Annotated in this window: 27 protein-coding genes and 2 pseudogenes; 15 read left to right on the top strand and 14 right to left on the bottom strand. The window is 68.6% G+C overall.

The genetic code is table 11. The features are described 5' to 3' along the window. Both OP79_RS42470 and OP79_RS42475 read right to left on the bottom strand, forming a co-directional pair. Positions 1-292: response regulator (locus tag OP79_RS42470; RefSeq protein ID WP_033328521.1), on the bottom strand; the 292-nt coding region annotated here is incomplete at its 3' end. 300 nt (positions 293-592) lie between these two features. Further along, entirely contained in the window at positions 593-889 is a 297-nt protein-coding gene (locus OP79_RS42475) for a hypothetical protein (protein WP_051745488.1), read from the bottom strand. A gap of 146 nt (positions 890-1,035) precedes the next feature. On the opposite strand from OP79_RS42475, the gene OP79_RS42480 reads away from it, so the two are divergent. Further along, on the top strand, positions 1,036-1,491 hold the full coding sequence (locus OP79_RS42480; protein ID WP_033328480.1) for a hypothetical protein: 456 nt from the start codon (positions 1,036-1,038) through the stop codon (positions 1,489-1,491). 113 nt (positions 1,492-1,604) lie between these two features. On the opposite strand, the gene OP79_RS42485 is transcribed toward OP79_RS42480, so the two are convergent. The 3 genes from OP79_RS42485 to OP79_RS42490 form a co-directional block, all read right to left on the bottom strand. Next, a complete protein-coding gene (locus OP79_RS42485) occupies positions 1,605-2,546 on the bottom strand; it encodes a fumarylacetoacetate hydrolase family protein (RefSeq protein WP_033328481.1) in 942 nt (313 codons plus the stop codon). After that, complete coding sequence (locus OP79_RS55620) at positions 2,543-2,692, bottom strand: hypothetical protein (RefSeq protein ID WP_157857457.1); 150 nt, start codon at positions 2,690-2,692, stop codon at positions 2,543-2,545. Before OP79_RS55620 ends, OP79_RS42485 begins: the two co-directional genes overlap by 4 nt. A 72-nt stretch (positions 2,693-2,764) precedes the next feature. Further along, positions 2,765-3,628 (bottom strand): MBL fold metallo-hydrolase, encoded by an 864-nt coding sequence (locus OP79_RS42490; protein WP_245685642.1) that lies wholly within the window; start codon positions 3,626-3,628, stop codon positions 2,765-2,767. A 223-nt stretch (positions 3,629-3,851) separates the two neighbouring features. Between OP79_RS42490 and OP79_RS42495 the strand changes: the two genes are divergently transcribed. From OP79_RS42495 to infA, 9 genes and pseudogenes are all read left to right on the top strand, one after another. Then, positions 3,852-4,484: a TetR/AcrR family transcriptional regulator gene (locus OP79_RS42495; RefSeq protein ID WP_033328483.1), complete on the top strand. Its 633-nt coding sequence runs from the start codon at positions 3,852-3,854 to the stop codon at positions 4,482-4,484. A 387-nt stretch (positions 4,485-4,871) separates the two neighbouring features. After that, a complete protein-coding gene (locus OP79_RS42500) occupies positions 4,872-6,068 on the top strand; it encodes an ABC transporter substrate-binding protein (RefSeq protein WP_033328484.1) in 1,197 nt (398 codons plus the stop codon). Further along, a complete protein-coding gene (locus tag OP79_RS42505) occupies positions 6,065-6,838 on the top strand; it encodes an ABC transporter ATP-binding protein (protein WP_033328485.1) in 774 nt (257 codons plus the stop codon). Before OP79_RS42500 ends, OP79_RS42505 begins: the two co-directional genes overlap by 4 nt. Then, positions 6,835-7,743, top strand: a complete 909-nt coding sequence (locus OP79_RS42510) for an ABC transporter ATP-binding protein (protein WP_063742112.1) — start codon at positions 6,835-6,837, stop codon at positions 7,741-7,743. Before OP79_RS42505 ends, OP79_RS42510 begins: the two co-directional genes overlap by 4 nt. Next, a complete protein-coding gene (locus OP79_RS42515; protein WP_033328486.1) occupies positions 7,740-8,600 on the top strand; it encodes a branched-chain amino acid ABC transporter permease in 861 nt (286 codons plus the stop codon). Before OP79_RS42510 ends, OP79_RS42515 begins: the two co-directional genes overlap by 4 nt. Positions 8,601-8,718: 118 nt before the next feature. After that, positions 8,719-9,819, top strand: coding sequence for a branched-chain amino acid ABC transporter permease (locus OP79_RS42520; protein ID WP_211270977.1), 1,101 nt, complete (start codon positions 8,719-8,721; stop codon positions 9,817-9,819). 828 nt (positions 9,820-10,647) lie between these two features. Then, a pseudogene (locus OP79_RS50030) lies at positions 10,648-10,914 on the top strand (transposase); the annotation flags it as partial. A gap of 206 nt (positions 10,915-11,120) precedes the next feature. Further along, positions 11,121-11,912 carry a GNAT family N-acetyltransferase gene (locus tag OP79_RS42530; RefSeq protein WP_033328487.1) on the top strand — a complete coding sequence of 264 codons (792 nt, stop codon included), beginning with the start codon at positions 11,121-11,123 and terminating at the stop codon, positions 11,910-11,912. After that, the gene (infA, locus tag OP79_RS42535; protein WP_010981942.1) at positions 11,909-12,133 is read left to right on the top strand and encodes a translation initiation factor IF-1; all 225 of its coding nucleotides are present in this window, start codon (positions 11,909-11,911) and stop codon (positions 12,131-12,133) included. The genes OP79_RS42530 and infA overlap by 4 nt, the downstream gene beginning before the upstream one ends. Here the strand turns inward: infA and OP79_RS58715 are convergent. After that, on the bottom strand, positions 12,130-12,426 hold the full coding sequence (locus OP79_RS58715) for a transposase (protein ID WP_106972624.1): 297 nt from the start codon (positions 12,424-12,426) through the stop codon (positions 12,130-12,132). The genes infA and OP79_RS58715 overlap by 4 nt on opposite strands. Positions 12,427-12,602: 176 nt before the next feature. After that, the gene (locus tag OP79_RS42540; RefSeq protein ID WP_033328488.1) at positions 12,603-13,751 is read right to left on the bottom strand and encodes a serine hydrolase domain-containing protein; all 1,149 of its coding nucleotides are present in this window, start codon (positions 13,749-13,751) and stop codon (positions 12,603-12,605) included. 587 nt (positions 13,752-14,338) lie between these two features. Here OP79_RS42540 and OP79_RS42545 point away from each other — a divergent pair. Next, positions 14,339-15,415: an esterase/lipase family protein gene (locus OP79_RS42545; protein WP_033328489.1), complete on the top strand. Its 1,077-nt coding sequence runs from the start codon at positions 14,339-14,341 to the stop codon at positions 15,413-15,415. A gap of 173 nt (positions 15,416-15,588) precedes the next feature. Here the strand turns inward: OP79_RS42545 and OP79_RS42550 are convergent, their stop codons facing one another. Next, a complete protein-coding gene (locus OP79_RS42550; protein ID WP_157857459.1) occupies positions 15,589-16,239 on the bottom strand; it encodes a hypothetical protein in 651 nt (216 codons plus the stop codon). 382 nt (positions 16,240-16,621) lie between these two features. On the opposite strand from OP79_RS42550, the gene OP79_RS42555 reads away from it, so the two are divergent. Beyond that, complete coding sequence (locus OP79_RS42555) at positions 16,622-17,596, top strand: enoyl-CoA hydratase/isomerase family protein (protein WP_033328491.1); 975 nt, start codon at positions 16,622-16,624, stop codon at positions 17,594-17,596. Between the two features lie 899 nt (positions 17,597-18,495). Further along, the gene (locus OP79_RS42565; protein ID WP_033328493.1) at positions 18,496-19,314 is read left to right on the top strand and encodes an oxidoreductase; all 819 of its coding nucleotides are present in this window, start codon (positions 18,496-18,498) and stop codon (positions 19,312-19,314) included. Between the two features lie 78 nt (positions 19,315-19,392). On the opposite strand, the gene OP79_RS58720 is transcribed toward OP79_RS42565, so the two are convergent. After that, positions 19,393-19,575: an IS3 family transposase gene (locus tag OP79_RS58720; protein WP_425428680.1), complete on the bottom strand. Its 183-nt coding sequence runs from the start codon at positions 19,573-19,575 to the stop codon at positions 19,393-19,395. Here OP79_RS58720 and OP79_RS54600 point away from each other — a divergent pair. Continuing rightward, positions 19,566-19,694: pseudogene (locus OP79_RS54600) on the top strand (IS5/IS1182 family transposase); the annotation flags it as partial. The gene OP79_RS58720 and the pseudogene OP79_RS54600 sit on opposite strands and share 10 nt — an antisense overlap. A gap of 53 nt (positions 19,695-19,747) precedes the next feature. Here OP79_RS54600 and OP79_RS42570 read toward each other — a convergent pair. The 5 genes from OP79_RS42570 to OP79_RS42590 form a co-directional block, all read right to left on the bottom strand. Next, positions 19,748-20,602 (bottom strand): alpha/beta fold hydrolase, encoded by an 855-nt coding sequence (locus OP79_RS42570; RefSeq protein WP_033328494.1) that lies wholly within the window; start codon positions 20,600-20,602, stop codon positions 19,748-19,750. A 158-nt stretch (positions 20,603-20,760) separates the two neighbouring features. After that, on the bottom strand, positions 20,761-21,474 hold the full coding sequence (locus OP79_RS42575) for an ABC transporter ATP-binding protein (protein ID WP_033328495.1): 714 nt from the start codon (positions 21,472-21,474) through the stop codon (positions 20,761-20,763). Beyond that, on the bottom strand, positions 21,471-22,286 hold the full coding sequence (locus OP79_RS42580; protein WP_051745490.1) for an ABC transporter ATP-binding protein: 816 nt from the start codon (positions 22,284-22,286) through the stop codon (positions 21,471-21,473). Before OP79_RS42580 ends, OP79_RS42575 begins: the two co-directional genes overlap by 4 nt. Continuing rightward, a complete protein-coding gene (locus OP79_RS42585; protein WP_033328496.1) occupies positions 22,283-24,319 on the bottom strand; it encodes a branched-chain amino acid ABC transporter permease in 2,037 nt (678 codons plus the stop codon). Before OP79_RS42585 ends, OP79_RS42580 begins: the two co-directional genes overlap by 4 nt. Before the next feature lie 102 nt (positions 24,320-24,421). After that, positions 24,422-25,735, bottom strand: a complete 1,314-nt coding sequence (locus OP79_RS42590; RefSeq protein WP_033328497.1) for an ABC transporter substrate-binding protein — start codon at positions 25,733-25,735, stop codon at positions 24,422-24,424. A 260-nt stretch (positions 25,736-25,995) separates the two neighbouring features. Here OP79_RS42590 and OP79_RS42595 point away from each other — a divergent pair, with 260 nt between their 5' ends. Next, positions 25,996-26,745, top strand: a complete 750-nt coding sequence (locus tag OP79_RS42595; protein ID WP_245685643.1) for a hypothetical protein — start codon at positions 25,996-25,998, stop codon at positions 26,743-26,745. Positions 26,746-26,984 lie beyond the last annotated feature (239 nt).

Here is a 26,984-nt window from a genome sequence, read left to right on the forward strand (position 1 = left end):
CCTCGGCCGGCAGGTCCTTGAGCAGGTAGCCGTGGGCGCCCGCCCGCAGCGCCTGTACGACGTACTCCTCGTCGTCGAACGTCGTCAGCATCACCACTCGGCACTCCGGTGCCCGGCCGCGCAGCACGGCCACCGCCTCGACCCCGTCCATCTCCGGCATCCGGACGTCCATGAGAACGACGTCCGGTTCCAGCTCCAGGGTCTTCGCCACGGCGTCCCGGCCGTCCACGGCCGTACCGACGATCTCGATGCCCGGCCGGATGGACAGCAGGGAGGCGATGCCGTCCCGGATGAGCCGCTGTCGGCGTCATCCTGATCTGGCTCTCGGCCGCGCTGTCGCACACCTCGCGGACCGGGGAGACACCGGAGGTGTCGCACACGGACGAGCCGGAGAGGAACGGAACGGGCAGTCGCGGGCGAGTCCGCGGACCGCGTCGGGGATGGTCCGGTGGGACCGGTTCGGTGATCCGGGCGGGGAGGCGGTCGCGTTGCTGGAATTGCGCGGCCGTCTCTGGGTGATGCTGGCGGCTGGCGCCTGGCTCGGCGTCACGGTGCTCGGTTCGTCAGCCGCCTTCGCCACGCTGCCTTCCGTTTACGCTCGCTCGGCCACGGTCGGGTCGGTCGAGTCCGAGATCAGTTCCGCGACGCGCAGGGTGCACTTCCACTCCGTCACCTGGCCCTTGATCACCACCAGGTACGACTCCAGGTCGGCGAAGCGGTACACCTGGCGCCACTGCTCTCTGAGCCCCTTGGCCGGCCGGTACGTGTGGAGGGCGGCGCGGAGTTCCTCCAGCGCTTGGTCCTTCGTTTCCAGTCCGCGGCGGATGATCGTGGTCTCGTTGTAGTCAGGGGCGTATCCGTACTGTGCGATCACGGCCCAGCTGCCCATGCTTGCTCCCCCCTCGGCGCTGGCTGCGTGGACGCCAGTCAGCCACAGCCCTGCCGCCCGGGCAAGGGGGCCGGTGACGCGGCATCACGCTAGTCCTCATCCCGACGCCGGCTTGCAAACACCTTTCCTGGGCGGCGAGTTGCCACATGCCGATCGCCGGCCTCCGGGAGAACATCGAGGGCGAGCTGGTCCCGGGGCCGGCCGAGTCGTTGGTCGACCGGGAGACGTTCGACGCGCTGCAGGAGCTGTTCCGGGAGAACCAGAAGCGTCGGGGCAGCAAGTCCAAGCATGTGCACTACCTGTCCGGCGGCCCGGCGACCTGCGCCTTGTGCAAGCAGCCACTGGTGGCCCGGTCCACGGCGAAACGGTGGGCGCGGGTACGTGTGCGAGAGCGCGGGCTGCGGCAAGGCCATAAGGAGGAGTTGGCGCGAGCGTACGGCGCCAAGGAGCTGAACCTGGGCGAGTTCCGGGCGGCGAAGGCGGCACTGGAGCAGCGGCGGAACCTGGTGCAGTGGGTCGTGCGGGAGGTGCGGGTGGGTCCGGCAACGGTGCGCGGGTCGCGGAAGTTCGACGAGGCACGGTTCGAGATCTTCTGGCGGTAGTGCGCAGGCCGGCTCCAGCGTGCGGAAGAGTGTCAGGCCAGAGAGCCCTCTCAGCAGAGCCCCCGGTATGCCGTGACCGCCTCACGTGGGGCTTCCCGGACGTACGGCGGTCATTATCTGCGGCGGGCAGGGGGCAGAGGAACCGGAGCGACGCCCTCGACGACGGTGTTGCTGAGGGTTCCGATGCCCTCGACCGTCATGGTGACGGTGTCGCCGGGGATGAGTGGCGGAGGTTCCAAGGCGCCGTTGCGGCCCCAGAGTTCGGCCAGGCAGCCGCCGTTGCCGCAGGTGCCGGAGCCGAGGACGTCGCCGGGGCGGATCCAGGTGCCGCGGGAGGCGTACGCCGCCATCTCCTCGAACGTCCAGGCCATGTTGGCCAGCCTGTCCCGCCCGATCGTCTCGCCGTTGACCTGGACGGTGAGGGCCAGGTCGAGGAAGCCCTCCGCATTGCGGTGGGGCTCGAGTTCGTCGGCGGTGACGAGCCAGGGGCCGAGGGTGGTGGCGGTGTCCTTGCCCTTGGCGGGGCCGAGTTTGACCCTCATCTCGCGGCCCTGGAGGTCGCGAGCGGACCAGTCGTTGAGGATCGTGTAGCCGATGATGTGCTCGCGTGCCTGCTCGGGCGTCAGGTCCCGGCCGGCCTTGCCGATGACGGCGGCCACCTCGAGTTCGAAGTCGAAGCGGAGGCAACCGGGTGGCACGGGTACGTCTTCGTGGGCGCCGATCGTCGCGTACGGGTTGGTGAAATAGAACGCGGGCGCGGCGTACCACTCCTCGGGGACGGTGTCACCGTATCCCCGGGCGACACCCGCGACATGGCTCTCGAAGGTCATGTAGTCGCGGACGGTCGGCGGCTGGAGCGGCGGCAGCAGCCCGACGTCGGCCAGGGGCACCGGAAGCGAGCCGGTCAGCGCGCGTTCTCCCGCCCTGTGCAGGGACTCCTCGCCCTCCACGATCAGGTCCAGCAGCACGGCGGGGTACTGGAAGGGGTGGACATGGTCATCGGCGACGACTCCCGCCTGCCGCTTCCCGTCGTGCACGAAGGTCGCGAACTTCACGCCGCGCTCTCCTCTGTCTCGGTCGGGGCGGGGTGGATCCAGGCGGGGCGGATCGCCAGGCATCCGGCGATGACGGTGCCGGTGTGCCGGGTGGACGGGCGGCCGGAAGGGACGGCGGGTGCGCCGTGGACGGTGCTGGTGACCATGTCTTCTCCTTGGCGGGTTCGGGGGAGACCGAGGCGATACGGCCAGGCGATGGATCCCGGGCCTGATGCGGCTCAGAGGCCGGGGCAGGGGCAGGCGAGGTCGGCCATGCGGCCGAAGAGCCGAGGGCCGTCGAGCGGGGGTAGCGAGGGGTCGAGTTCGCGGTAGACGGTGTGCACGTTGACGGCGAGGCGTTCGCTCTCGTCGAGGTCGGCGAAGCGTCCGAGGCTGATGTCGCGTCCGGCTGCCTCGGCGGGCATTCCCGCGCTGAAGCGGGCGGTGGCCTGTTCGTGGACGTACGACAGATAGTCGCGGACGGCGCGGACCGCCTCCTTCGTGGTGACCGGGCCGTGGCCGGGCACGATGATGTCCACGTCGAGGCTGAGGAGCAGGTCGCAGGCGGTGAGCCAGTTGGCGAACGGGCCGTGCCATATGACGGGTGTGGAGCCGGCGAACACGATGTCTCCGGTGTAGACGGTCCGCGCACGCGGGACATGGACGATCGTGTCCCCGGCGCTGTGTGCGGGGCCCACGTCGATCAGACGGACCTCCGTCCCGCCGATGTCCAGGACCGTCTCGCCGTCGAACACCCGGTGCGGAAGCACGGGCTGGACGCCGGAGTAGTCGAAGCGGCCGAAGATCCGGCGGGCGAACCGTCCCGCGGCAGTGTCCGCGCTGGTCAGTGCCCGCATCTCGGCCGGGCCCACCTGCCGCATGTCGGTCAGTGAGCCACGAGCCGCGATGATCTCGGCGTGGGCCACGAGCTGGTTGCCGAACCAGTGGTCGCCGTTGCCATGGGTGTTGACCACGGTCGAGACGGGCGCGGCGTCGGTCACCGGCGCCAGCCCGTCGAGCATGGCCCGGGTGAGGCGCAGGTCGTAGAGGGTGTCGACGAGCAGGGACTCGCCCCGGCCGGTGACCAGCCCGGCGTTGCTCATACCCCATCCGGTCGCACCCGGTACCCACGCATGACAGCCATGGCCGAGGTCGATCCGGCCGGCTGGGGAAAGCACGGAAGCCACGCTGCCTCCTGTCCACGTCCCGAAGCGGCGAAATCGAGACTGAGATCTATTGATGGACTTGAGTCCATTCATGGGGCGTAATCTAAAGAGGTGGCTCGGGGAGGTCAATACCTGTGTGTGCCTGTGCTGTACTGAGCCCATGACGATCTCTGAGGCGGGAGGCGCACCCGCACAGGGCACCCCGCCCCTCGGGCGCCGCGAGCGGAAGCGGCAGCAGGTGCGCGACCAGCTCTACGGCGCCGCGGTGGGACTGTTCGTCGCCCAGGGATACGAGGCGACGACCATGGAGCAGATCGCTGAGTCCGCCGACGTCGCCCGGGCCACCGTCTTCAACCACTTCTCACAGAAGGTCGGCTTTCTGGAGGAGTGGGGCGTCCGCCGCCGGGCCCGGGTCGCGGCCATCCTTGGCCAGGAGCACGCCGAGGGCCTGCCGGTCGACGACCGGCTGCGCCGCTACCTGGGGGAGATGGCCGACCTCAACGTCGCCTCCCGTGCGGAGACCACTGTCCTGATGGACGCCTCCGCACGCTTCGGCCGCCTGCTGCAGGACCCCTCCCTGGAAACCGAACTCGCGAAGATCGTCGAGGAGGGACGACAGCGCGGAGAGATCCGGTCGCAGGTCGACCCCGACCAGGCCGGCGCTCTGCTCGCGTCCTGCTACTTCTCCTCGGTCCTGCGCTGGGTCCGCGAGGAGCCGCCGCCGTTCGACCTGCCCGGCCGCCTCGATGGGGCGCTCGACATCATCCTGCTGGGCATCCTCGCGCGTCCGTGACCGGCGCGGAGGAACGGAGGGGCGGGGAGCGCCGCTGAGGCGTCGTGGCGGCTGACCCGCAGGCGGTGCGGTCGTCGGTGTCCCGCCGATGACGGGCGGCGGCCTCGCCCGGTTCGCCGCCGGCCCTGCGGCGCCCCTTTCGTCCTGGCAATTGGCGGACCTGAGAACAGATTTGGACTTGAGTCCAAGAATCTTGGCCTGAAGTGTTGACCCCCATGTGGTCGCGGCTTATGTTCAACCCGTCGATCGGGCTGCAAGCCGCAAAAGCCCGCAAATCGGCTCTTCCTGCATCGTTTTCGTGCACACGGGGTCTCCTCCGGGTGCGTGTGCGTCTTTCCCCCGTGCCTCTTCCCCGTGCCGTTCCCGCTCCGTATCCGGGAGGTTCCCGTGCGCCCTCGTACGCCCCTTGTCACTCTCGCCATCGGTCTGGTGCTCACCGTCACAGCGTGCGGAGGCGGTTCGTCCGAGTCCTCCTCCCCTGATGACGGCCCGATCGAGATCGGCATGATCACCTCGCTCACCGGTCAGCTCCAGACCCTCGGTACCGAGGGCCGCAAGGCCGCGGAACTGGCAGTCGAGCAGATCAACAAGGACGGCGGGGTCCTCGGACGGAAGCTGGAACTGACGGTCAAGGACGACAAGAGCCTGCCCGACCAGTCCGTACTTGCCTTCAACGCATTCAAGGACCAGGGCGTGACCGCGGTCCTCGGCTCACCGTCCGCAGGGTCGGCGCTGGCCACGCTGCCCGCGGTGGACCGGGCGGAGATCCCGTACATCTCCCTGAGTCCGGCCGACGAGCAGGTGGCGCCCGTCCACCCCTACGTCTTCGTCGTACCGGCCCTGGCCTCCGACTACGCCGAGCGGCTGTTGCAGTACTACAAGTCGGAGGGCGTCACCAAGCTGGCCGTGGCCTACGACACCAAGACCGCGTATCCGACCGCCGGCTACAAGGCGATGAAGGCGAAGGCCGAGGAGTACGGCATCAAGGTCGTCGCCACCGAGGAGATCCAGAGCACCGCGTCCGACTTCAGCGCCGTCTTCACACACGTCAAGGGCACCGACGCCCAGGCGCTCGCGGTGTGGGTGACCGGCCCTGCGTCCGTCGTCCTCACCAAGCAGTACGCCGCCTCGGGACTGGACATCCCGATCTCCTTCACCGGCTCCCAGGCCAGCAAGCTGTGGCTCGACCCGGCCGGCAAGGCCGCCGAGGGCGCCATCGTCGCCAGTTCCATCGGCCTGGTCGGCGACACGCTCCCGGACGGAGCCCAGAAGAAGGCCATCGAGGCCGTCAACAAGCCGTTTACGCAGAAGTACAACTACCAGCCGCCGCAGTTCGCGCAGGACGGATACACCGGCGTCCAGCTGCTGGCCGCCGCCATCGAGAAGGCGAAGAGCACCGACCACGAGAAGATCCGGCAGGCGATGGAGGAGCTGACGCTCACCACCCCGAACGGCACCTACCGCTACAGCGAGAAGGACCACTCGGGCCTGTCCCCCGACTACATCTCGGTCAACGCCGTCACCGACGGCACGTTCGTGCCGACCGTCTGGTCGAAGAGCGAGTTGGAGAAGGTGGCCAAGTGACCGAGCCCCTGCTCCAGGTGAGCGGCCTGTCACGGTCGTTCGGCGGGGTGTACGCCGTGGACGACGTCGACCTGACGGTAGAACGTGGGAGCACCGTCGGAGTCATCGGCCCCAACGGGGCGGGCAAGTCGACCTTGTTCAACCTGGTCAGCGGTCAACTGCCGGCCGAGCGGGGCGAGATCCGACTCGGTGGACGACGTATCGACCGGCTGTCGCCCCACCGCAGAGCCCGCCTGGGGATCGCCATCGTCTTCCAGGGCGCCCGCACCTTCCACGGGATGAGCGTGCTGGAGAACGCGATGGTCGGCGCCCACGCCACCACCGGCGCCGGGTTCGCGGCAGCCGCGCTCAGGCTGCCGCGCCACCGCCGAGAGGAACGCCTGATCGCCGAGCGGGCACGCGAGGCGGTACAGCGGGTCGGGCTCGAGGCCTGGGCGGACCGCCCCGCGGAGCTGCTGCCGCTCGGGCAGCAGCGCGCGCTCCAGGTCGCCCGCGCCCTGTGCGGGGAACCCACCCTGCTGCTCCTCGACGAACCCGCCTCCGGCCTGCGGGCCGCAGAGCGGGACCGGCTCGCCGACCTCATCGAGCAACTGCGTGCGGACGGACTCACCATCATGCTCGTCGAACACGACGTCGCCATGGTCGGCCGCCTCGCCGACCGTGTCACCGTTCTGGACCTGGGCAAGGTCATCGCCGAGGGCACACCGGACGAGATACGTACCGACCCGCGGGTCGTCACCGCGTATCTGGGCACGGAGGCGGCCGTATGAACGCCTCGCAACCGTCCCGGAGCGATGCCGTCGAGGTACGCGACCTGGTGGTCCGCTACGGCGCGGCGACCGCTCTCGACAACGTCTCGCTGCGTGTCGCGCCCGGTGAGATGGTCGCCCTCGTCGGGCCCAACGGAGCCGGCAAGTCCACCCTGGTCAACACCCTGACCGGGATCCTGACACCGGCCTCCGGCAGCGTGGTGGTCCGGGCCAGGATCGCTCAGGTACCCGAGGGGCGGCAGATGTTCGGCGACCTCACCGTCGACGACAATCTGCGCCTGGGTGCCTGGCAGTTGCCCGGCCGCGGCCAGAGCCGTCGCAAGCAGCGTGACACCTCATGGGTGTACGAGCTCCTTCCGGACCTGGTGCGGGTACGCGACCGGAAGGCGGGCGGGCTGTCGGGAGGACAGCAGCAGATGGTCGCCGTCGGACGCGCCCTGATGAGCCGGCCGGAGGTCCTCGTGATCGACGAGCTGTCCCTCGGCCTCGCGCCCCTCATCGTCGCCGACCTCGCCGAGCACCTGACCGAGCTCAACCGGGAGCAGGGCACGGCCGTTGTGCTCATCGAGCAGAACGCACGGCTCGCCCTGGAGCTGTGCAGCCGCGCCTACGTCCTGGAAGCGGGACGGATCGCCGCCGAGGGCGACAGCGCCGACCTGGCCGCCAGCCCCGACATCGCTCGGGCCTACCTCGGCGAGGCCCGGGGACTCCCGAGCCCTCCGGACGCTCGGGACGCCCTGAGTCCGGACGACCCAGATCCGGACGACCCGGGTCCGGACGACCTAGATCCGCACGACCGGGCCACAGCAGACCCCGCACTCACGCCCGGCACTGCCAAGACCGCCCGGGGCAACCAGGACACCGCCGTCCAGGCCGCGCAGGCCGCGACACGGGAGGCGAAATGAGCGACTTCCTCGTCTACCTCATCACCGGACTGGGCACCGGCTGCGGCATCGCGCTGATCGGCAGCGGCCTGGTGCTCATCCACCGGGTGACGCGGGTGGTCAACTTCGCCCAGGGCACCTTCGCCGTCGTCGGGGGACTGACCGCCATCTCGCTCCTCGACACCGGCCTCCCGCACGGGCTCGCCGAAGTGCTCGGGGTCGCCGTCGCCGCCGTCGTGGGACTGCTCTTCGGCATGATCGCCATCGGCCGGCGGGGCACCTCGCCGCAGGCCGCGCTGATGGTCACCCTGGGACTGGGCATTCTGGCGTACGCCGTGGAGGTCATGCTCTGGGGGGACCAGGGCCGGTCCTCCGAAGGGCTCTCCGGCGCTGTGACCGTGTTCGGCGCTCGTATCCAGACCCACTACCTGCTCATCATCGGCGTCACCACGGCCGTCTTCGCCGCGATGGCCGCGCTGTTCGGCCGTACCGACGCCGGCAAGGCCCTCTCCGCGTGCTCCTCCAACCCGTACGCGGCCCGCGTCGTCGGGATCTCCGTCACTCGCATGGGGCTGATCGCCTTCGCCGTCGGCGGCGCTCTCGGCGGTCTGGCCGGCGTTCTGCTGGCGCCCATGAACTCGATGGCCTTCGACTCCGACGTGGCGCTGATCATCAACGGTTTCGCGGCGGCGGTCGTCGGGTCCATGCATCACATCGGCCGCACCCTGGCCGGTGCGCTGTTCCTCGGAGTGGCCGAAGCGATGGTCGCGGGCTATGGAAGCGCCACGTACCAGACCGTGGTGGCGCTGGGTCTGGTCCTGGCGCTGATGATCGGGCAGGCGGCCCGCACCCACAGCGTTGTGGCGGAGGCCGGATGACGCCTCATCAATCCTCCGTGCGACGCCCGCTGTCCGCCGCGTACACCGGGCGTACGCACGCATGGGGCATCCCGTCCGTGCCCGATCCGTATCCGCCGCACCAGAAAGGCAGCACGATATGAGCGCCGTCACCTCCGGCCGTGAACGGGCCGCCTCCCAGCCCCCCGGCGGCGCGGGCGGCAAGGGGGACACCGAGTCGTCGGACGCCCGAGGGCCCCTCGGCACTCGTTTCGCCGGCCGGGGAAGGCGGGCCGGCCTCCTCGCCGCAGGCGCTGCGGTGGCCGTGACCCTCGCCCTGCCTCCGATGCTGACCACCAGCCAGCTCTCGGTGTACATCCTGCTCGCCCTGTCCGCCATGGTCACCGTCGGGCTGAGCCTGCTCATGGGCTACGCGGGCCAGGTATCCATCGGCCAGGCGTCGTTCTACGCCATCGGCGCCTACGCGGCCGGCCTGCTGAGCGTCCACGGCACGCCGCCGCTGCTGGCGCTGGCCGCGGCGCCACTGATCGCCGCACTGTTCGCCGCCGCCATCGGCGGACCGCTGCTGCGGCTGCGAGGGCACCACCTGGCCTTCGCCACCATCGCCCTGCAGCTCATCCTCATCTCCCTGCTCGGCGAGGCGGACTGGGCCGGTGGCTCGGTCGGTCTGCAGGGCATCCCACGACTGTCCGCCGGAGGTACGGAACTCGGCGAGGACATCCACTACGCCTACCTGGCCTGGGCTGCCGTGGCCGTCACCGTCCTGGTCGCCCGCAACGTCGTCACCTCACGGGCCGGCCGCGGACTGCGCGCGCTGGCCACCAGCGAGACGGCGGCGAGCGCCAGCGGAGTGCCGGTGGCCCGCTACAAACTCGCCGTGTTCACCCTGGCCGCCGCGTTCGCCGGACTCGCCGGAGGGATCTACGCCTTCTTCATCGGCTACATCAACCCGGGGTCGTTCCCGGTCCTGCTGTCCATCCAGTTCCTGGTGATGGCCGTCGTCGGCGGGCTCGGCACCATCTGGGGCGCGCTCCTGGGCGCCACCGCGATCACCCTGATCGTGCAGTTCCTCAACGACCTGGGCTCCAGGCCGGGCATGCCCGCCAGTGCCCCCAGCATCCTCAACTACGCCGTGTACGCCGCCTTTCTCATCCTCGTCGTGCTGTTCCTGCCGCGCGGCATCGTCCCCGCACTGCGCGACGCGTGGCAGCGCCGCCTCGCGGGGCGAGCGTCCTCGTGATACGTCGCGCCGAGTCTCCTCTACGCGTTGGAAGGGGAATCCGCTGCGGGCGGGTCCGAGACCGATCCCCGAACTGGTGTGATCGGCCTCGGATCGGCTGAGCCGGTCCCTCCAGCAGGCGTTCGGGACGCAAGGACAGGAACAGACCGACAAAGACGAAGGGATGCCGACACGGCCTACCCGCTCTGACCAGCAAAAACGTCAAGGATGGGAGTTGATCGGCAAGGACCGCCAAGATCCTCAAAGGACTCATAATCCGTCGGCCGTGGGTTCGAGTCCCACCCGCCCCACCTCAGCAGCGCCCTGGCCTGCGGAAACATTCCGTGTGAGGTGTTGGAGCGTCAACTCTGGCTCAACGGACTGAATCCGCTGCTCGTGAGTTCAACGGCACCTTCAACGGCCGCAGCTCATGCTGAGCTGACCTGCGCGAATGGGTCGGACCTTGGTGCGGGTGAGCCACACCAATGGTCCGGACAAGGGGCGGACGGCGAAATTGAGGCCGCTTTGAGGCCGGAGGTATCGGGAAGGACTGCTTGCGGGGCACGCTCAGTGGGTGGTGGGCGACGGCGTTGCTATGACCCTGGGCGGGGAGGTCGGGGAGGCACGGGCGTAGGCGCGGCTCCGCGGCTCTCCCGAGTGTGGGTGAAAACGGCCCGTACTGGAAACGGCCCGGCATGGACCGCCGACCCGCTCGACAGGCCTGCGCCGGTGACATGCTTGACCGTGCCCGTTCAAGCGGCCTCCCCGATCCAGCATCCGCCGCCTCGTCGACGGCATCCCTCCCGTCGCCGCGGACGACCCTGCCGGCCCTGACGGCGGCCGGAGCGCCTCCTGGGCGACAAGGCGTACGACTCGAAGGCTGTGCGCGGTGAGCTGCGACGCCGCCGCATCCAGGCGGTGATCTCCCGCAAGGGCTCCCCGAACATCAAGGGCCTGGGCAAGCTCCGCTACGTCGTCGAGCAGACCTTCGCCCTGCTCCACCAGTTCAAACGCCTCGCGGTCCGCTGGGAACGACGTATCGAACTCCACGACTCCTTCCTCTCGTTGGCTTGCAGCCTCATCTGCTGCAGACGCCTCAAGAAGACCGGATCATGATCGCGTTACGAGCTCATAGGAAAAGGCTTTGAACGAGGCGGCGCCCCGCTGCTACTTTCGCGGTGGACCGTGAAGTCGTCGTATGGAGGTGAGCCCCGTGAACACAGTTACCCATGGGTGCTCCCTCAACCCGTCACGGTCCGGCGGCTGACGTTCGGTGTCGCCAGGAGCGCCTGAGATCGAGGCACTCCTGGAAGGAGACTCCGATGAACACGAAGCCTTTCACATCTGGCCTGAGCGAGAACGCGGTGATGATCACGCGCGTCGCGGACAGGCAATGGCATGCACTGGATGACGACCTGGTGGTCGGCCGTGGGCATGCGGCACACCGGCCCGACGGACGCTTGTTCGTCAGCATCGACGCCTGGCACGACGCCGCCTTCGACCGGCTCGCCGAGGCGATGCTGGCGGAACTGCCGTCGCCGCTGTACACGGTGGTCGACGAAGCCGACGCCGAGCTGACGGCTGGCTGGCGGCGGGCCGGTTTCACGATCCGGCGACGCGAGTGGGAGTACGTCGTGCCGACCGACCCGCGGGTCACAGGGCTCGAAGCAGTCCTGCCGCCTTCGGGCGTGACGATCGTGCCCGCCGGTCAGGCGGACGAGAGTCTGCTGCGGGCGGTGGACCGCGCGATCCGTGACGAAGTCGAGGCGACCGTCGGGTGGCAGTCGATGCCCGCGGAGGTCATTCCCCGCCCCGAGGGCGACACCATCGTCGACCCGTCGAAGTACGCGGTGGCCGCGGCGCCGGAGGGCTACCTGGGTCTGATCCGGGTGGTGAGGGTGAAGCGGCCGCGCATCGGGCTGGTCGCGGTCCGGGCCGGTGAGCAGCGCCGCGGCATCGCGCGGGCGCTGCTGGCCCACGCGCTGGGGACGCTGCACCGCTCCGGGGCCGCCGCGGCCTGGACCGAAGTCCACGAGTCCAACCAAGCAGCCTCGGCGCTGTTCGAGGGCATCGGCGCCCGGCCGATGAGCAGCAACCTGGAGCTGGTGCGATGACGAAGAACAAGAACGTCATCGAAGTCGAGGGCAAGGTCGTCGAGTGCCTGCGCAGCGCCATGTTCACCGTGGAGCTCGAGAACGGCCACCAGGTGCTCGCGCACATCAGCGGGAAGATCCGCAAGAACTACATCAAGATCATGCTGGAAGACCGGGTGCTGGTGGAGCTCCCGCCGTACGACCTGACGCGCGGCCGGATCGTGTTCCGGTACCGGAACTAGCGGCGGTCGGCACCTTCCGCGGTAGCTGACCCTGGGCCCCGGTCACGGCGTTTCCGTGACCGGGGCCCCGATGATGGCTCGCACGGCCGAGGCGGCCACCGCTCCAGGCGCCGCCAGTAGGTCTGCCCGGATCCGAACCCCGGCTCCAGCGGGAGGAGTTGCCAGGCGATGTCCTGGTGCAGGACGTACAGGATGCCCTGCAGACAGAGCCGATCATCCACTGGCCTCGGCCTCGGCCTCGGCCCCGGCGACCGCGTCGGCAGGGCGGCAGCAGCGGTTCGATCAGCGCCCACAAGTCATCGTCCACGATCCACGGCCGAGTCGTCACACCCGCCGAACGATCAGATCGTCACAACGGTCACGTCCGACCGGGGCACCTCAGCAAGATCTCTTTGCGAGCTTACGTAGCTATGCGTAGTGTTCCGATTTCGCCACCCTCTCAGCTGGGCCCACCGCTGAGATGCGTGTGTCAGACGCCCGCCGCGTACCGCCAGAACTCCCTGATCACCGGTGCCGGCGCCGGACCCATCGCCGCCACCTGAGTCAGCAGGATGCTGACCGCACCCGTGGCCGGGATGACGTGCGCCGCTGTGCCCGTGCCGCCGACCCAGCCGTAGCGGCCGGGGACATTCCACGGGTTGGTCCGGTCGAGGTCAACCGAGCCGCCGAAGCCCCAGCCCTGGCCCTCCAGGAACAACCGGCCGATGTCGCGCTGCGCCGGATTCGTATGGTCGGTCATCATCATGCGTACGGAGTCGGCCGACAGCACCCGGCGGCCGTCGGCCGCCACCCCGCCGGCCAGCAGCATCCGGCAGAAGGCCAGCCAGTCGTCGGCGGTCGAGGCCAGCCCGCCGTTGCCGAGCGGCAGCGCGGGCGGGCTGCTCCACTCGCCGTCCGGGCCGTCGGCGAGCTCCAGGCTGCCGTCGTCGCTTGGCCTGTAGAAGCTGGTGAACCGGCCCCACTTGGCGGCCGGCACCTGGAAACCGGTGTCCACCATGCCCAGCGGCCCGAAGATCCGCTCCGCCAGGAACTCCGGCAGCGGCTGTCCGGTGACCCGCGAAATCAGCACCCCCTGCAGCACGGAGCAGGTGTCGTACAGCCAGGCAGCGCCCGGCTGGTACAGCAGCGGGATGCGGCCGAGCGCCGCCATCCACTCGTCGGCCGGCGGGAAGTTGCTCGGCACCCGGCCGTCCTTTTGCACCGTGAACAACTCCTGCACCGCCGGCAGCGTGAAGTCGGAGGGGAATCCGTACCCGGCCTGGGAGGCCAGCACGTCGAATACGGTGATGGGCCGGTCGGCCGGCACCACGTCGTCCACCGGGCTCGCCGGCGTGCGTACGACCAGCGGCTTCGCCAGCTCCGGCAGCCACATCCCGACCGAATCGTCCAGTGCGATCCGGTCCTCCTCCACGAGGATCAGCAGTGCGGCGGCGGTGACGGACTTGGTGATCGAGGCGACCCGGAAGATGGAGTCCCTCGCCATCGGGGCGCCGTCGCCGGCGTCCTGCGCGCCGACGGCCACCACCTCGACCTGGTCACCCCGGGCCACGAGGCCAACCGCTCCCGGCAGCGTGCCGGCACCGACGTGGGCTTCCAGCAAGTCGTGCAGGGTAGACATGAGGCCGCCTTCCAGAAGATTGCTGTCGAAAGACAGACTCCCGCACGGGCCGGGAATCATCGGCGTCGACAGGTCTGGTGGCCGGCGGACACCGCGTTGGACGGGAGCTGCAGTGCAGCAGCCGGCCACCACCCGGTCCTCATCCCAGCCGACGAGTGTCCTGAGGTCACGTCCGTCGCTCCCGCCAGAACGTGTTCAGTTCTGACCATTTCCGGTCCGGCACACCCGTCAACTGACCATTGAGTTCCGGTCCTGCGGCAAACACCCCCTCGAATCACCGAATGGCATTGGTCCCGATTCTCGATGCAGTGAAACCCTGCCGAACGTGTGTGATCCGGCGCCATCTTCGTACCCCTGATTGGTCGTCACCCTGGTCCAGCGCCCCGGTGGCGAGTGTGAACGGGGGAACAGCGGTGGCTTCACTCAAGCATCTTGTCGTCGTGGTGCCCGGAATCAGCGGAAGTGTCCTATAGGCGACGGAGGGGGCCGCCCGCTGGGATGGGCACCGACGGCGGTTTGTCGCCGCTGCCACCCGGCCGCACCGGCTGGGCCTGGATACGCATCCGGACCTGGTCCCGGTCGGTCTGATGCCGGACATCACCTTGATCGGCCCCTTCGTCGTCCCGGGCTATGACGGCCTGGTACGCAAGATCCGCAACAACTTCGATGACGTGCAGGTGGATGTCTCCCTGCCTGGGCGTGAGCCAGACAATCGTGCTGACCTGGTCCTCTTCCCGTACGACTTCCGGCACAGCATCCGGCATGCGGCCGAGCGCCTCGCCTCCGATGTCGCTGCCCGTCTGGGCGGTGAGCACTCCGGGGCACGCCGACGGCGGGTGATCGTGGTCGCGCACTCCATGGGCGGCCTGGTCGCCCGCTACTGGCTGGGCCCCCTGGGCGGCGCGGTCGACTGCGCGGCGCTGATCATCCTCGGTACCCCGCACCGTGGCGCTCCCAAGGCGCTGAGTGTCCTGGCGAACGGGCTGAAGGTGGGCCCCAAACGGCTGGCCGGACTCACCGAAGTGCTGCGTCAGTGGCCGTCGGCATACGAACTCCTGCCGCGTTACCCGGCGGTGGCACAGCTGGGCAGCGCGGAACGGCTCAGGCCCTACGAGTTGGGGGGAAGGGGCCACTGTCGACGCGTCGTTCGTTTCGCGGGCGAAGGCCGCCTCTTCGGCATTCACCAGGATATCGAGGCGGCCTGGACCGAGCTGTCCGGCAGCCCCAACTGCCCTGAGTTGACAGCCGTGTTCGGCCGGGGCCACGCCACCCTTCAGCAGGCCCTGCTCTCGCCTTCCGGTCTGTCGGTGACGAAGGACGCACCGGGCTGGCTGCCCAACCCCGACTGGCTCGGCGACGGTACGGTCCCGGCGATCTCGGCCATCCCCATCGAGCAGCAGGACATGCGCGCCCGCAGGGCAGCGGCGGAGCGTCATATGGTGCTCGCTTCCTCGTCGGTGGTGGTCGACATCCTGGCCGAGTACGCCGGTGAATCGCTCGAGTCCGTACGAGGGGACAAGCCCGACCGCCCCTGGTACCGGGGCTTGTCTCCGCACGGCATAGGGCCCCCGCTACAACGGCCACTGGGGTTCCACCCCGAGTGGCGGGCGGACCTCTGTGCGCTGGAAGGGGAATCCGCTGCTCAAGGCCTTGGAGCGCGATGAGGCTCTGGCTTGCGTGCCGAGGTGGGGCCCACTCTGACCTGCGGTAATTCTGGTGATCACGGCTTCCGTCGGCGGGCTGGGCTGCATCCCTCGGCTTCATTTCATGATCGTGGGGACGGGTCGGGGACGCAGGATTGGGTGCGGATCTCCTTGAGTGAGTGGATCTTGGGTAGTCATGCGGCGAGGTCGAGTTGCTCCTGGTAGAGCGCGGCGTGGGTGCGCTGGTACTCGCGCTGCACGTGGAATTTCCAGTACTTCTCGAAGTCGCCGTTGGTGATGACGGCACGCAGGAGCAGGACCGCCTCGCCACCGGGAAGGCTCCACCTCGTCCCGGTCACATCCAGGCGGTCTTTCGCGAGGTAGCGGCAGCAGCCCTCGATGACGCCGCTGGCGATCGGCCGGCCCAGGGTGAGGGCGATGCGGTAGTTCAGGTAGGGCTGCTTGGCCTTCAGGTAGGCGGCGGCGCGTTCCAGTCCGGGGGCGGAGCGGTCCTGTTCGGTGCGGGCGCGCTGGTAGGCGTGCAGGTCGGCGACCACGCGCGGGGCGTGGCCCTCCAGCAGGTCGCGGGCTGTGGCCTGGACGAAGGCGGCGCGGGCGGGCTGGGCGGGGTGCAGGTCCTCGGCGGCCTTCCACAGGTATTCGAGCACGTGCATGAAGTCGACGATGATGTCGATGTCCACGCCGCGTCCGGCGGCTTCTCTTTCCAGGCATTCCAGCTGGTGGTTGGCGCCGTCGACCAGCACGATCCAGCGGCGGCCGTGCGTCGGGTCGCGCTTTTCGGCCTGGCCGAACAGCATGGTGACCATGGCGGCGGTGGAGTGCACTCCAGGGAGGCGTCGATCCGGCGGCGCACGGTGGGCGGCCTGCTCCTGGCGCCGTCCGTAAAGGTCCCTTTGCTTGAAAGCTTCATGGCTTCTGCCGCCGGAGCGCTCGTGCTACCTGCGTTCCAAACTTCGCCATCTCCGTGACCGATACGGTGACCGATTCGCTTGCAGCTCGCTGTCCGTAGCGTCGGGCGTGGTCAGCGCACTCGCGCGCGCACCGCGGGAGACGACATGGCGACCGCGATCATCGAAACCGGAAGCAAGGACAGGACCGCCGGGCCGGCACGCCCCCTGCGCACAGAATGCGTCGCCGTCTCAGGAGGAGCGTGACACGCGCGAGCGCCGGAAACCGTCGACCACAGCCAACTCACCGGAGGGCCACATGGACACGCCGCGAAGTAGCTCGCAGTCCGCAGGACACATTGCCGTCGAGGGCCACGCCGGGGTGCTTGTCGCTCGTATCGACGGAGGCCCGCATGCGTTGTTCGATCCCGAGATCTCCAAGCAGCTGAAAGAGTTGGTCGATCGTGCAGACCGCGATCCGGACATCCGCGCGGTCGTCTTCACCGGTACGCATCCTGACCGTTTCTTGAGTCATTCTGATGTGCGCTGGCTACAAAAAGGTGGCACTGGATTCCCGCCGATCAACACGCGCATCGCCAAGCTCGTAGCGCGCATGGCGCGACTCATCAACAGGGTGCCGGTTGTCAGAACACTCGCGGGGATGACCCGGCTCAAGACACTTCTGCAGCTCGACAGCTTCCATGCCACCTTCCTGAAGATGAATGCAAGCGGCACCATCTTCGTTGCAGCACTCAACGGTTCGGCACTTGCCGTCGGCGCGGAACTGGCATTTGCCTGTGATCTGCGCATCATGGCAGACGGGGAGCATGTCATCGGCCTGACAGAAGTCCTGCTCGCACTGACACCGGGTGGCGGCGGCTCTCAGCGACTGCCTCGTCTGATCGGTACTCAGCAGACGTTGCTCGCCGTTCTCGAAGGCAGGCCGTTCACGACTGCAGAGGCTCTCTCGCTCGGTGCGGTCGACGAAGTGGTGCCACAGGAAAAGGTCCTCGCACGGTCGATCGAGCGCGCAGAGTATCTGAGCCTACGCTCGAAGAAATCCCTCGGAGCCATCAAGCGATCCATCTACTTCGGCAGCTCCCTGTCGCTCGAGGACGGCTTGCAGTTCGAGCACGCCGAGTTCCTGGTCAGAGATCAATCGAAGGAAGCTCAGGGGCGGATGCTTGAATACATCGCCACCACGGACGCCACTGGCGAGCTCCCTCTGATGAATCGTGAGACGTACGCGCGTGCACTCGCCGCCGGGCGACTCGGAGGTAGCCCAAGCGAGTAGATCGGGTCGATGCGGTGACCTCGTCTTGATCGGCGGTTCATCGCCTCGAGGCCGTTGCCGAAGCCAGTGTCGGGACACATGCGGAACGGTGCGACGGGCCGAATAGCCGACGGGTGTCGAGGCGGCGATGACGGCGAAGCCGTACGAAATGTGGAGCGCCGCCGCCGTTGACAGCAAGTTGTCTCCAGTGGAGGTGACGGTGGAGATGCCGATGGAGACCACGGGGCGGCTGTTGAACGTCGCCGGTCCCTGCCGACGACGGCATGCGTGCCAGTCCCGGCAGCTGTAGTTCTTGATGGTCCGCCCTGTACATCACGGTTGACCGGACTGGGGCGCCTCCGGATCCCTTCACCGTCTTCAGGGGCGTGGAGCTGACGGTGTCTCCTCCACGTGGTGTGCCGCCCATAAGTGTGCGGTCCCCTTGCGGTGCCCGGGGGTTCCCGACGCCTTCGGCGGACAACTGGCGCCAGCGCTTCTCTTCTGGTGGGTGTTGTCAGGGCCCTCGCCCCAAGCTGCCGCTCCGTCCCCGGTAACGAACACCTGCAACGCCCCACGCACCGAGGTCCAGCGCCGTGCCCGCGGGGACGGAAGTGCCTTCCAGGGTGTCGGACAGCTCCACCGGGGCCTCCACAGTGACGGACTCCGGGGAGTCGCAGATGAGCGCGGACCGACCAGCCCGGCCGAAGCTCCGTCGGTCAGCTCCGGCTGCCATGAGCATGGAGATCCGCCAGCCGCCAATGCCGCACCACTTGAAGCGGCACCCGGCCACCTCGATGATCCACCGCTCCCCGCTTGCACTTCCCCCATGCAACTTGCTCTCACTACCGAAGACCACTTGCCAGCCACCCGCCCCCATGCTTAGAATTACGAACATAATCCAATGGGCTCTGGAGGTCACAATGACTACAACAAACCGACCGGTGGCACTCGTGACAGGCGCGTCCACCGGTATCGGAAAGGCGGCCGCCCTCGCGCTCGCCGCAGCGGGTTTCGAGACGGTGGGGACGAGCCGGAAGACGTCGGGAGCCGACCGTCGCGACGGCGTGACGTTCCTCGCCCTCGACGTGGGCAGCGACGATTCGGTCGCCGCCGCGGTCGAGCAGGTGATCGAGCGGTTCGGGCGGATCGACGTCCTGGTCAACAACGCGGGCATCGGCTCCTCGGGCGCCGACGAGGAAAACTCTCTCGCGCAGGCCCAGCGCCTCTTCAACATCAACGTCTTCGGTGTGATGCGCATGACCAAGGCCGTTCTCCCGCACATGCGCGCCCAGGGAAGCGGGCGCATCATCAACATCTCGTCCGTCCTCGGGTTCCTCCCCGCGCCCTACATGGCCAACTACTCGGCGTCCAAGCACGCGCTCGAGGGGTACACCGAGTCCCTGGACCACGAGATCCGCGAACACGGGGTCCGGGCCCTTATCGTCCAGCCGGGCGGTACCAAATCCTCGTTCGAGGCGAACACCGTCGCGCCCGACATGCCCATGCAAATCTACGCGGAGCAGCGGCGCATCGCCGACCAGGTGGCGTTGGCGGTCAACGAGGAGGGCGACGAGCCCGCCACCGTCGCGAAGGCGATCGTCGCGGCCGCCACCGACTCCAAGCCGCAGGTGCGGTACACCGCCGGCAAGAGCGCCCGGCTCCTCAGCGCGGCGCACCGTATCCTTCCCGCCGGGGTCTTCGACGGACAGATCCGCAAGAGCAACAAGCTCCCCGGCTGAGATCTGCGGACTGAACCGTTCCGGGTCTGATGGAGGCTCCGGACTGTCCCGAGTGGGGTGGAGTCGAGTTGCTTGGTTTCAGGCTACTGGTGGGGTGCGGAGTTCGTACTCCACCGGGGTGAGCATGCCCAGCGCGGAGTGTCTGCGCTGTCGGTTGTGGAAGATTTCCAGGTACTCGAAGAGCGCGGTGGACAGCTCCAGCCGCGTCCGCCACCGTCTGCGGTTGAGCAGTTCGACCTGGACCCGGGCCCAGCCTGGGATGGATCCTGCTCCGCCGGCGTCTGGCCCGCGACTATGAGCCCCTCCCCGCCAGCTCAGAAGCCATGATCCACATCACCTCGATCGACAACCTCGCCAAGCGCATGATGGCCGAGAACAGTCGCCCGCCCCATAACCGTTCGCGGTCTTGGGGACGCTGTCTCCAGCGCCGGGGTCAGCGGGCGAGGATGCGGTTCAGCCAGGCCAGCAGGTCGCTGACAATCTCCTGTTTGTTGGTCTCGTGGAACAGTTCGTGGCGGGCTTCGGGATAACTGAGACAGGTGACGTCGATGAGGCCGGCCTCGACGTAGCGTTCGACAAGCAGATTGCTGAGTGAGAGCTCGGCGTTCAGCGGGTCGTGATCCCCGACCAGGATGCAGATGGGTAGATCCGCCGGGATGCCCCTGGGCTGGGCAAGCGACGCCGAGGCGATGGTGATGTCGGCCATGCCCTGGACGTCGAGGCTGAAGCCGCACATGGGGTCGGCGAGGTAGGCGTCGACGGCCAGTTCGTCCCGGCTGAGCCAGTCGAACGGCGTGCGGATGGGCTGGAACGCCTGGTTGAGCGCGAGCAACGGCTCTCGCCCCTCCGCGGCCTCCTGCGCCTGTGCCGCGAGCATGACGTCGACCGCGGTAGTACCGGCGAGGGCGAGTGCGTCGATCAGGTGGGAGTGGTCCAGGACGTACTGCTGCGAGGCGAAGGAACCAAGGCTGTGTCCGAGCAGCACCAGGGGCAGGCCGGGGTGCTGCTCGCGGATGGTCTCGGAGAGGGTGACCATGTCACTGACGAGTCGGTTCCAGCCGTCGTCCCCGAGATGACCGGGCTCGGCGTGCCTGCTCAGCCCGTGTCCGCGGTGATCGTTGGCGTAGACGGCGTAGCCCTGAGTGGTCAGTGCTGCCGCGAGTGGGGCGTAACGGCCGGCGTGCTCTCCCATGCCGTGGGCGATCTGGACGACGGCTCGCGGTGGGGTGTCCGGCTTCCATTCGTGCACGTGGATCTGGACGCCGTCTTTGCTGTCGAAGGTGAACATCGGACTCCTTGTCCTGGGTACGCGGGCAGCCCTGAGCGTCCGGCAGGGTTGTAGGGGGTGGGCCGGCCCGAGCGGTTCAGACTCACGGTGGTTGTGGTGTACGGCGGTTGTGGGCACCGGGCCGCATGGCCGGTTGACCGCGTGGCCGCCCGGCCGGGTCAGGCGTGCTGCTCGCCGAGGTAGCCGGCGATGATCCGGGACTGGTCGGCCCTCAGTTCCTGGGCCGTGGCGTGCGTGGTGATCTCGCCGTGGGAGAGGACGTAGCCGCGGTCGGCAATGTCGAGGGCGAGGCCGACGTGCTGTTCGACGAGCAGCACCCCGCAGCCGGTGTCGTCGGCATAGCGCCTGACGATGGGCAGCAGCTCCTCGACGATGATGGGTGCCAGGCCGAGGCTGAGCTCGTCGAGCAGGAGCAGCTTGGGGCCGCGGGCCAAGGCTCGTCCCATGGCGAGCATCTGCTGCTCGCCGCCGGAGAGCAGTCCTGCCTTGCGGTCCTGGAGGCGGGACAGGGCGGGAAAGTAACGTTGGGCGGCCGCCTGGTCGAGGCGCTCGCCCCGGTGACCGAGGCGCAGATGCTCCGCTACCGTGAGGCCGGAGAAGATGCCTCGTCCTTCCGGAACGTGGGCGATGCCGAGGCGGGCGCGGTTCGCTGCCGGGATTCTGCCGAGGTCCGTTCCGTTGAAAGTGATCGTGCCGGCGAGGGGGCGCAGCAGCGCGGAGACGGCCTTGAGCGTGGTGGTCTTTCCCGCTCCGTTGGCCCCGAGGAGGGCGACGACCTCTCCCGCGCCCACTTCGAGGTCGATCCCGCGGATGACAGGGACTCCGTCGTATCCGGCAGCGAGTCCGGCCACCTCCAGGACTGGGGTACTCATGGTGTCTCCGGTGTGCTGGTGAGGGCCTTGGCGGAGCCACCGGCTGAAGTGTCGGACGCGGTGGCGGGCTGGACGGTGGATGCCCCGAGGTAGGCGGTGACGACGGCGGGGTCGGTTCGGACCTGTGCCGGTGTCCCGGAGGCGATCACCTTGCCGAACTCCAGGACGACGACGTGGTCGCAGATGCCCATCACGAGGCTCATGTCGTGGTCGATGAGGAGCAGCGCGGTGCCGGCTTCAGCGACCGTGCGCAGTCTGCGTCCGAGTTCGGCGCTCTCAGTTGTGTCCAGGCCGGCCGCGGGTTCGTCGAGACAGATGATGCGGGGCCGGGCTGCCAAGGCCCGCGCCACACCGACGAGTTTGCGTCTGCCCTGGGACAGTTCGTGTGCCGAGGCGTCGGCCAGGTCCTCGAGTCCCAGGGCCGTAAGGGCCTGAGGAACAGCGGAGTTCGGGGACGGGCGGCGGCCGAAGGTCTCACCGAGCGCGGTCCACCACGTCGAAGGGTCCGCCGTGACCTGGAGGTTCTCCGCGACCGTGAGGTCTTCGAAGAGTTCGCTGCTTTGGAAGGTGCGGGCGAGTCCTCGGCGGGCTCGTACATGGGGCGGCCGTCCGGTCAGGTCCTTGCCATCCAGTTCCACCCTTCCTCGGGCGGCGACGAGGCCGGTGACCGCGTCCACGAAGGTGGTCTTGCCGGCACCGTTGGGGCCGATGAGCCCCACGAGTTGGCCCTCGCCGACCTCCAGGGAGACATCGCTGAGTGCGTGGACGCCGCCGTAGCTGACGCCCAACTGCTGGACAGAGAGCACGTTCACGGTGCGACCTCCTTGGCGTCGGCAGCGGTACGGCCGAGGTGGATCTGTGGGGAGCCGACGGCGGATGCGCTGTCAGTCGGTGGGCCCGTCGCGGCCGCAGCGCGGTCCGCCCTCTTCGCCCTCTTCGCCGTCCTCCGGCGGTGGGCGGCGCCCGCGATGCCGTCGGGGTTGGCGATCAGCGTCACGATCAGGGAGACGCCGCCGAAGAGCAGGGCCCAGGTCCCCTTGATCCCGAACCACTTGTCCAGCGCGTGGGGCAGCAGCGCCTCGGTGGACATCAGCCCCGCGATCACGGCTCCGGACACCATGGTGATGCCGCCGATGTAGGCGAAACCGATCAGGCCGAGGGCGGCCAGCGCGGTGAACCGAGCGGCGCTGACCGAGCCGAAGTTGTAGCCGTAGAGGGTGCCGGCAGCGCTGGCGATGAAGGAACTGATCGCGAACGCGGCGATCTTCACGGCCCGCACGTCGACACCGGCTGCTGCGGCGGCGCGCTCGTTGGAGCGCACGGCCAGCATCCGCCGGCCGAGGCCGGTGCGCCTGAGATGGGCGACGTACAGTCCGAGGGCGACAGTGACGGCCAGGACGAGGAAGCCGAACATGGGGCTGGGTTCGTTGCCGTCCAGGCCGCGGAAGTCCGCTTTCGGTCCGAGGTCGTTCCCGAACAGGCGCGGCGGGGGTACGGACACTCCGGCCGTTCCGCCGAACGAGGTGTTGTTGAACAGTGCCTGTTCCATGGCCAGGGCCGCGGCCAGGGTGACGACGGCCAGGCTCACACCCCGCACCCGCAGGGCGGAGACGCCCGCGGCCACTCCGAGCAGTGTGGCCAGAACCATCGCGCCGAGGGCGGAGAACGGGAACGGGATCCCCAGCCCGACCGAGAGGTGAGAGAGGACGAAGCCCGCGGTTCCGGAGAGCGCGAGCTGCATCACGGAGATCTGTCCCACGTAGCCGGTGATGACGACGTAGGACAGGACGATGACCATGCCGATCATCGAGTTCGTGAGTGCCTGGCGGAAGTCGAACGGGAGCACTATCAGTGCGGCGGCGGCGACCGTAGCGGCCATCAAGGCAGGGCGCAGTAGCCGCTCGGGCAGGGGTACCGCGGGCAGCCGCTTTTCGACGAGTTCACCACGGCGCGGCAGACCGGCGCCGCGCACGTACAGGGCGACGACCATCAGGGCGAAGACGAGGAGCTGCTGGAGGCCGGGCATGGCGTTGCCGTCGTCGGTCGGGAACCAGCTCTGCGTGGACAGGTAGTACACGATCGACTGGAGCACTCCGATGAGGATGCCCGTGGTGCAGGCGATCCACAGCGAGGTGAACCCGGCGAAGAGGGCGGCTGCCAGGGCCGGGACCACCTGCAGGGGGAGCGTCATGGAGTCGACCTGGACGATGGGCGCGGCCAGGACACCGAGCAGCCCGGCGACCAGGGCGGCCAGGAGTGTGTTGGCCATCGAGACGCTGTTGGGTGACAGGCCTGCCAGAAGAGCGGCCTGTTCGTTCTCCGAGGCCGCGCGGGTGGCCAGGCCGAAGCGGCTCCACCGGTACAGGGCCCCGAGGACCAGGGCGATCACGACGACCAGTCCGGCCAGGACGAAGCGGTCGGAGGGTGTGGTGACGCCCAGGATGGTGACGGTGTCGGCCGGAAGGATGCTCGGTGCCTGCTGCGGCTGAACCCCGAAGACCAGTAGCACGGTGGCCTGCAGGGTGAGCAGGATGCCGAGGGAGGCCGCGAGTTTGGCCAGGGGTGAGACAGTTCGCAGCGGCTTGAAGACCGCCACCTCCGTGAGCACCCCGACGGCGAGCGCGACCGCGAGGGCCCCGGCGAGAGCGGGCCCGACGGGCAGCGTGAACCCGAAGAAACCGGTGGTCAGGGCCCAGAAGGCATAGGCCGAGGCCATGGCTACGGCGCCGGTGGACAGGTTGATGATGCCCGAACCCCGGTAGGTGACCACGACGCCGAGCGCGATGCCGGCGATCAGTGCCCCCTGGCCGAGGCCGAGCACGGCGAAGAGCAGGATCTGTTCCAATGCATGACTCCTGTCATGAGTCCGCGAGTCTGCGAGTCCGCGCTGCTGAGGCTGCGTCCCGCGAGGGCGTGCGGCCTCAGCGGCGGCGGGGGCGGGCGGGGCTCACTGGGGCGGGCGGATCCAGTCGGTCAGGGGCTTGAACTGGCCCTTGCCTTCGTACTGGTAGAACCTCGCCTGGTCGTTGCAGACAGCGAGGGCGTCCGGGTACTTGCCGCACTTGACCTCGGCGGCGCCCATGACGACCGGCCCGGTGAACTTCTTGAGCTGCTCGGTCACCGACGCGGGAGTGATCTTGTCCGGGCCGACGGTGTTGAGCACCTTCGCGTACGTCAGGACCGTGCTCCAGCCCAGCGGCGCGAAGACCTTGGACTGGTCGTCCTTGTCCAGCCCCGCCTGCGCCGAGGCCTTCAGGAACGCCTTGGAGTCGGCGGCCGAGGAGTCCATCGGCAGTGTCTGGGCGACGCCGTACGTCCAGGTGGGCAGGTCCCCTCCGAGCCCCTGGGCGACATCGGGGGACATGCACAGCGGCGTGGAGACCACCGGCTTGGTGACATTGAGCTGCTTCAGTGCCTTGGCGATCCCGACGCATCCGCCACCGAGGGAGATGGGCACCACGACATCCGCGGTGTTCGCCCCGGCGGCGGTGACCGGGCCGATCAGATCGGTGGACTGCGCGTCGAATCCGACGGACTTCACCTTCAGGCCGGCGGCTTCCAGGCCCTTCACCGCTGCCCCGGAGGCGATCTTGTCGCCGGGCGTGCTCGTGTGGATCACCGCCGCGGTCTTCGCCTTCAGCACGTCACGGGCGTACGTGCCCCAGGTACCGAAGATGTGCGGCAGGTCGCCGAACGTGCTGAAGGTGTTCTTCGCGGTGGGCATGGTCGGGCCCGTCGCCACTCCGACCAGCACGGGCTTCTTCCCCGCGATCACGGAGTTGAAGGAGGCGTCGCCGAGGTAGAGGTTGCCGACGCCGATGGCGGAGACCGTCTTGTCGCCGAGCAGTTGCTGGCCGCATTTCTGTCCCTCCTCCTCGGCGGACACCACCGTGCAGACGTTCAGTTTCAGCGGGTGCCCGCCGATACCGCCCAACTTTTCGTTGACGTACTTCACGGCGGCACGGGCACCCAGGGTGGCTTCGGGGCTGCCGCCGGGGCCGCCCTCGACGTTCACCCAACCCAGGGTGACCGGTTCGAGGCCGGCGTCGGCCTTGCCCGCCTTTCCGCCGACGTAGCCGAGGTAGTCGGTCACGACGTCACTCACCGGGCGGGAGTCCGCACTCGCGGAGGAGGAACCCCCGGAGGCGCCGGTCGATGAGGGTGCGTCGGTGCCCGATCCGCTGCATGCGGCGACGCCCAGCAGGGGCGCCATGGCGGCGGAGACGAGGCCGAGTCTTAGGGGGCGTGAGGTTGCGGGCATGCGGGATCCTCCAGGATCGGAAACGGCAGGGCGGTGCCCGGCACGGCATGCGGGGAGAGCACGGAAGGCAGAGGAAGGCAGGAGGGCGCACCGGGGTGACCGGTGCCTCGGACCAGCCCGAGGAACTTCGAAGGGCCAGGTGACCGGCGCTTTCGAGTTTCGTAACTTTCTTACGGATCGGGAATCTAGGTGTACGATTGCGCCCTGTCAACGCCCCGCTTCACACCGAATTAACGATCATGCAACGGGAGGGGAAGGACATGACGGCGCACGCCGTGAGACGCAGGCTCCCTCGGCGCTCACCCGAAGAGACCCGGGCCCTCATGCTGGAAGCGGCCACCAAGCTCGTCTGCGCCGGCACCTCCGACACGAGCGAGGCGGCTGTCTCCGCAGCCCTTGCTCATATCCGCGTCAAGCGGGTCACCGAGGAAGCCACCCGCATCATGCGGGAGAGACTGGGCGACGATACGGCACCGGCGATCACGACCGGATCCATCTACCAGATCTGGCCCGCGCAGGCCGACTTCCAGGCAGATCTCCTCTTCCACCTCACCAGCCGACAGGCCGAACTGGTCCCGGGGCTGCCGGAGAGCATCCGCCGTTTCAAGGAGGCGGTCGACAGCGGCACGACCTGGCAGGAGGCTCTCAACGACGTCCTGACGGACAACCACGAGAACCACCGCGTGGACCCGATTTACCGCGTGCTGCTCGGCTTCTATGCCAGCGCCGCCAACCCACGTGTCCGCGACGCCCTGGGGCACTACGGCGAGTCGTTCACCGAGGTCGCCTGCGAGGCGTACCAGACGCTGCTCGACGCCTACGGGCTACGCATGCGCGCGCCCTACAAGCTCGAACACCTCGCCACCACCATCGCCGCCCTGCTCGACGGCTTCCACATGCGCTGGATCGCCGGACACCCCAACCTGGAGGACCCGGAAGGAGAGGACGGCTGGTCCCTCGCCACCCGGGCCGCCGTGATGGTGTTCGACCAGTTCACCGAACCGGCGTAGGTGGGTTCGCACGTCCATGCGTCGATGAGTGCGCCGAAGGCCGCCAGATCGCAGACGGAGCACATCACCAACAGCTCAAAGCGAGGTCTCTGTAACTCCCTGAACTCCAAGCTCTCGGCGCGGTCGATGACCACGAGCGGCAGGAGGGGCCATGCGCAGGCCACACCCGTCCTGAGAACGGCTGCAGATCGTCAGGCAGAAGGTGAAAGCTGGATGGCCGGTCGGCGGGCGGACCGGCG

Origin of the sequence: Streptomyces yerevanensis (genome assembly GCF_000716805.1) — a bacterium.
Taxonomy (GTDB): domain Bacteria; phylum Actinomycetota; class Actinomycetes; order Streptomycetales; family Streptomycetaceae; genus Streptomyces; species Streptomyces flaveus.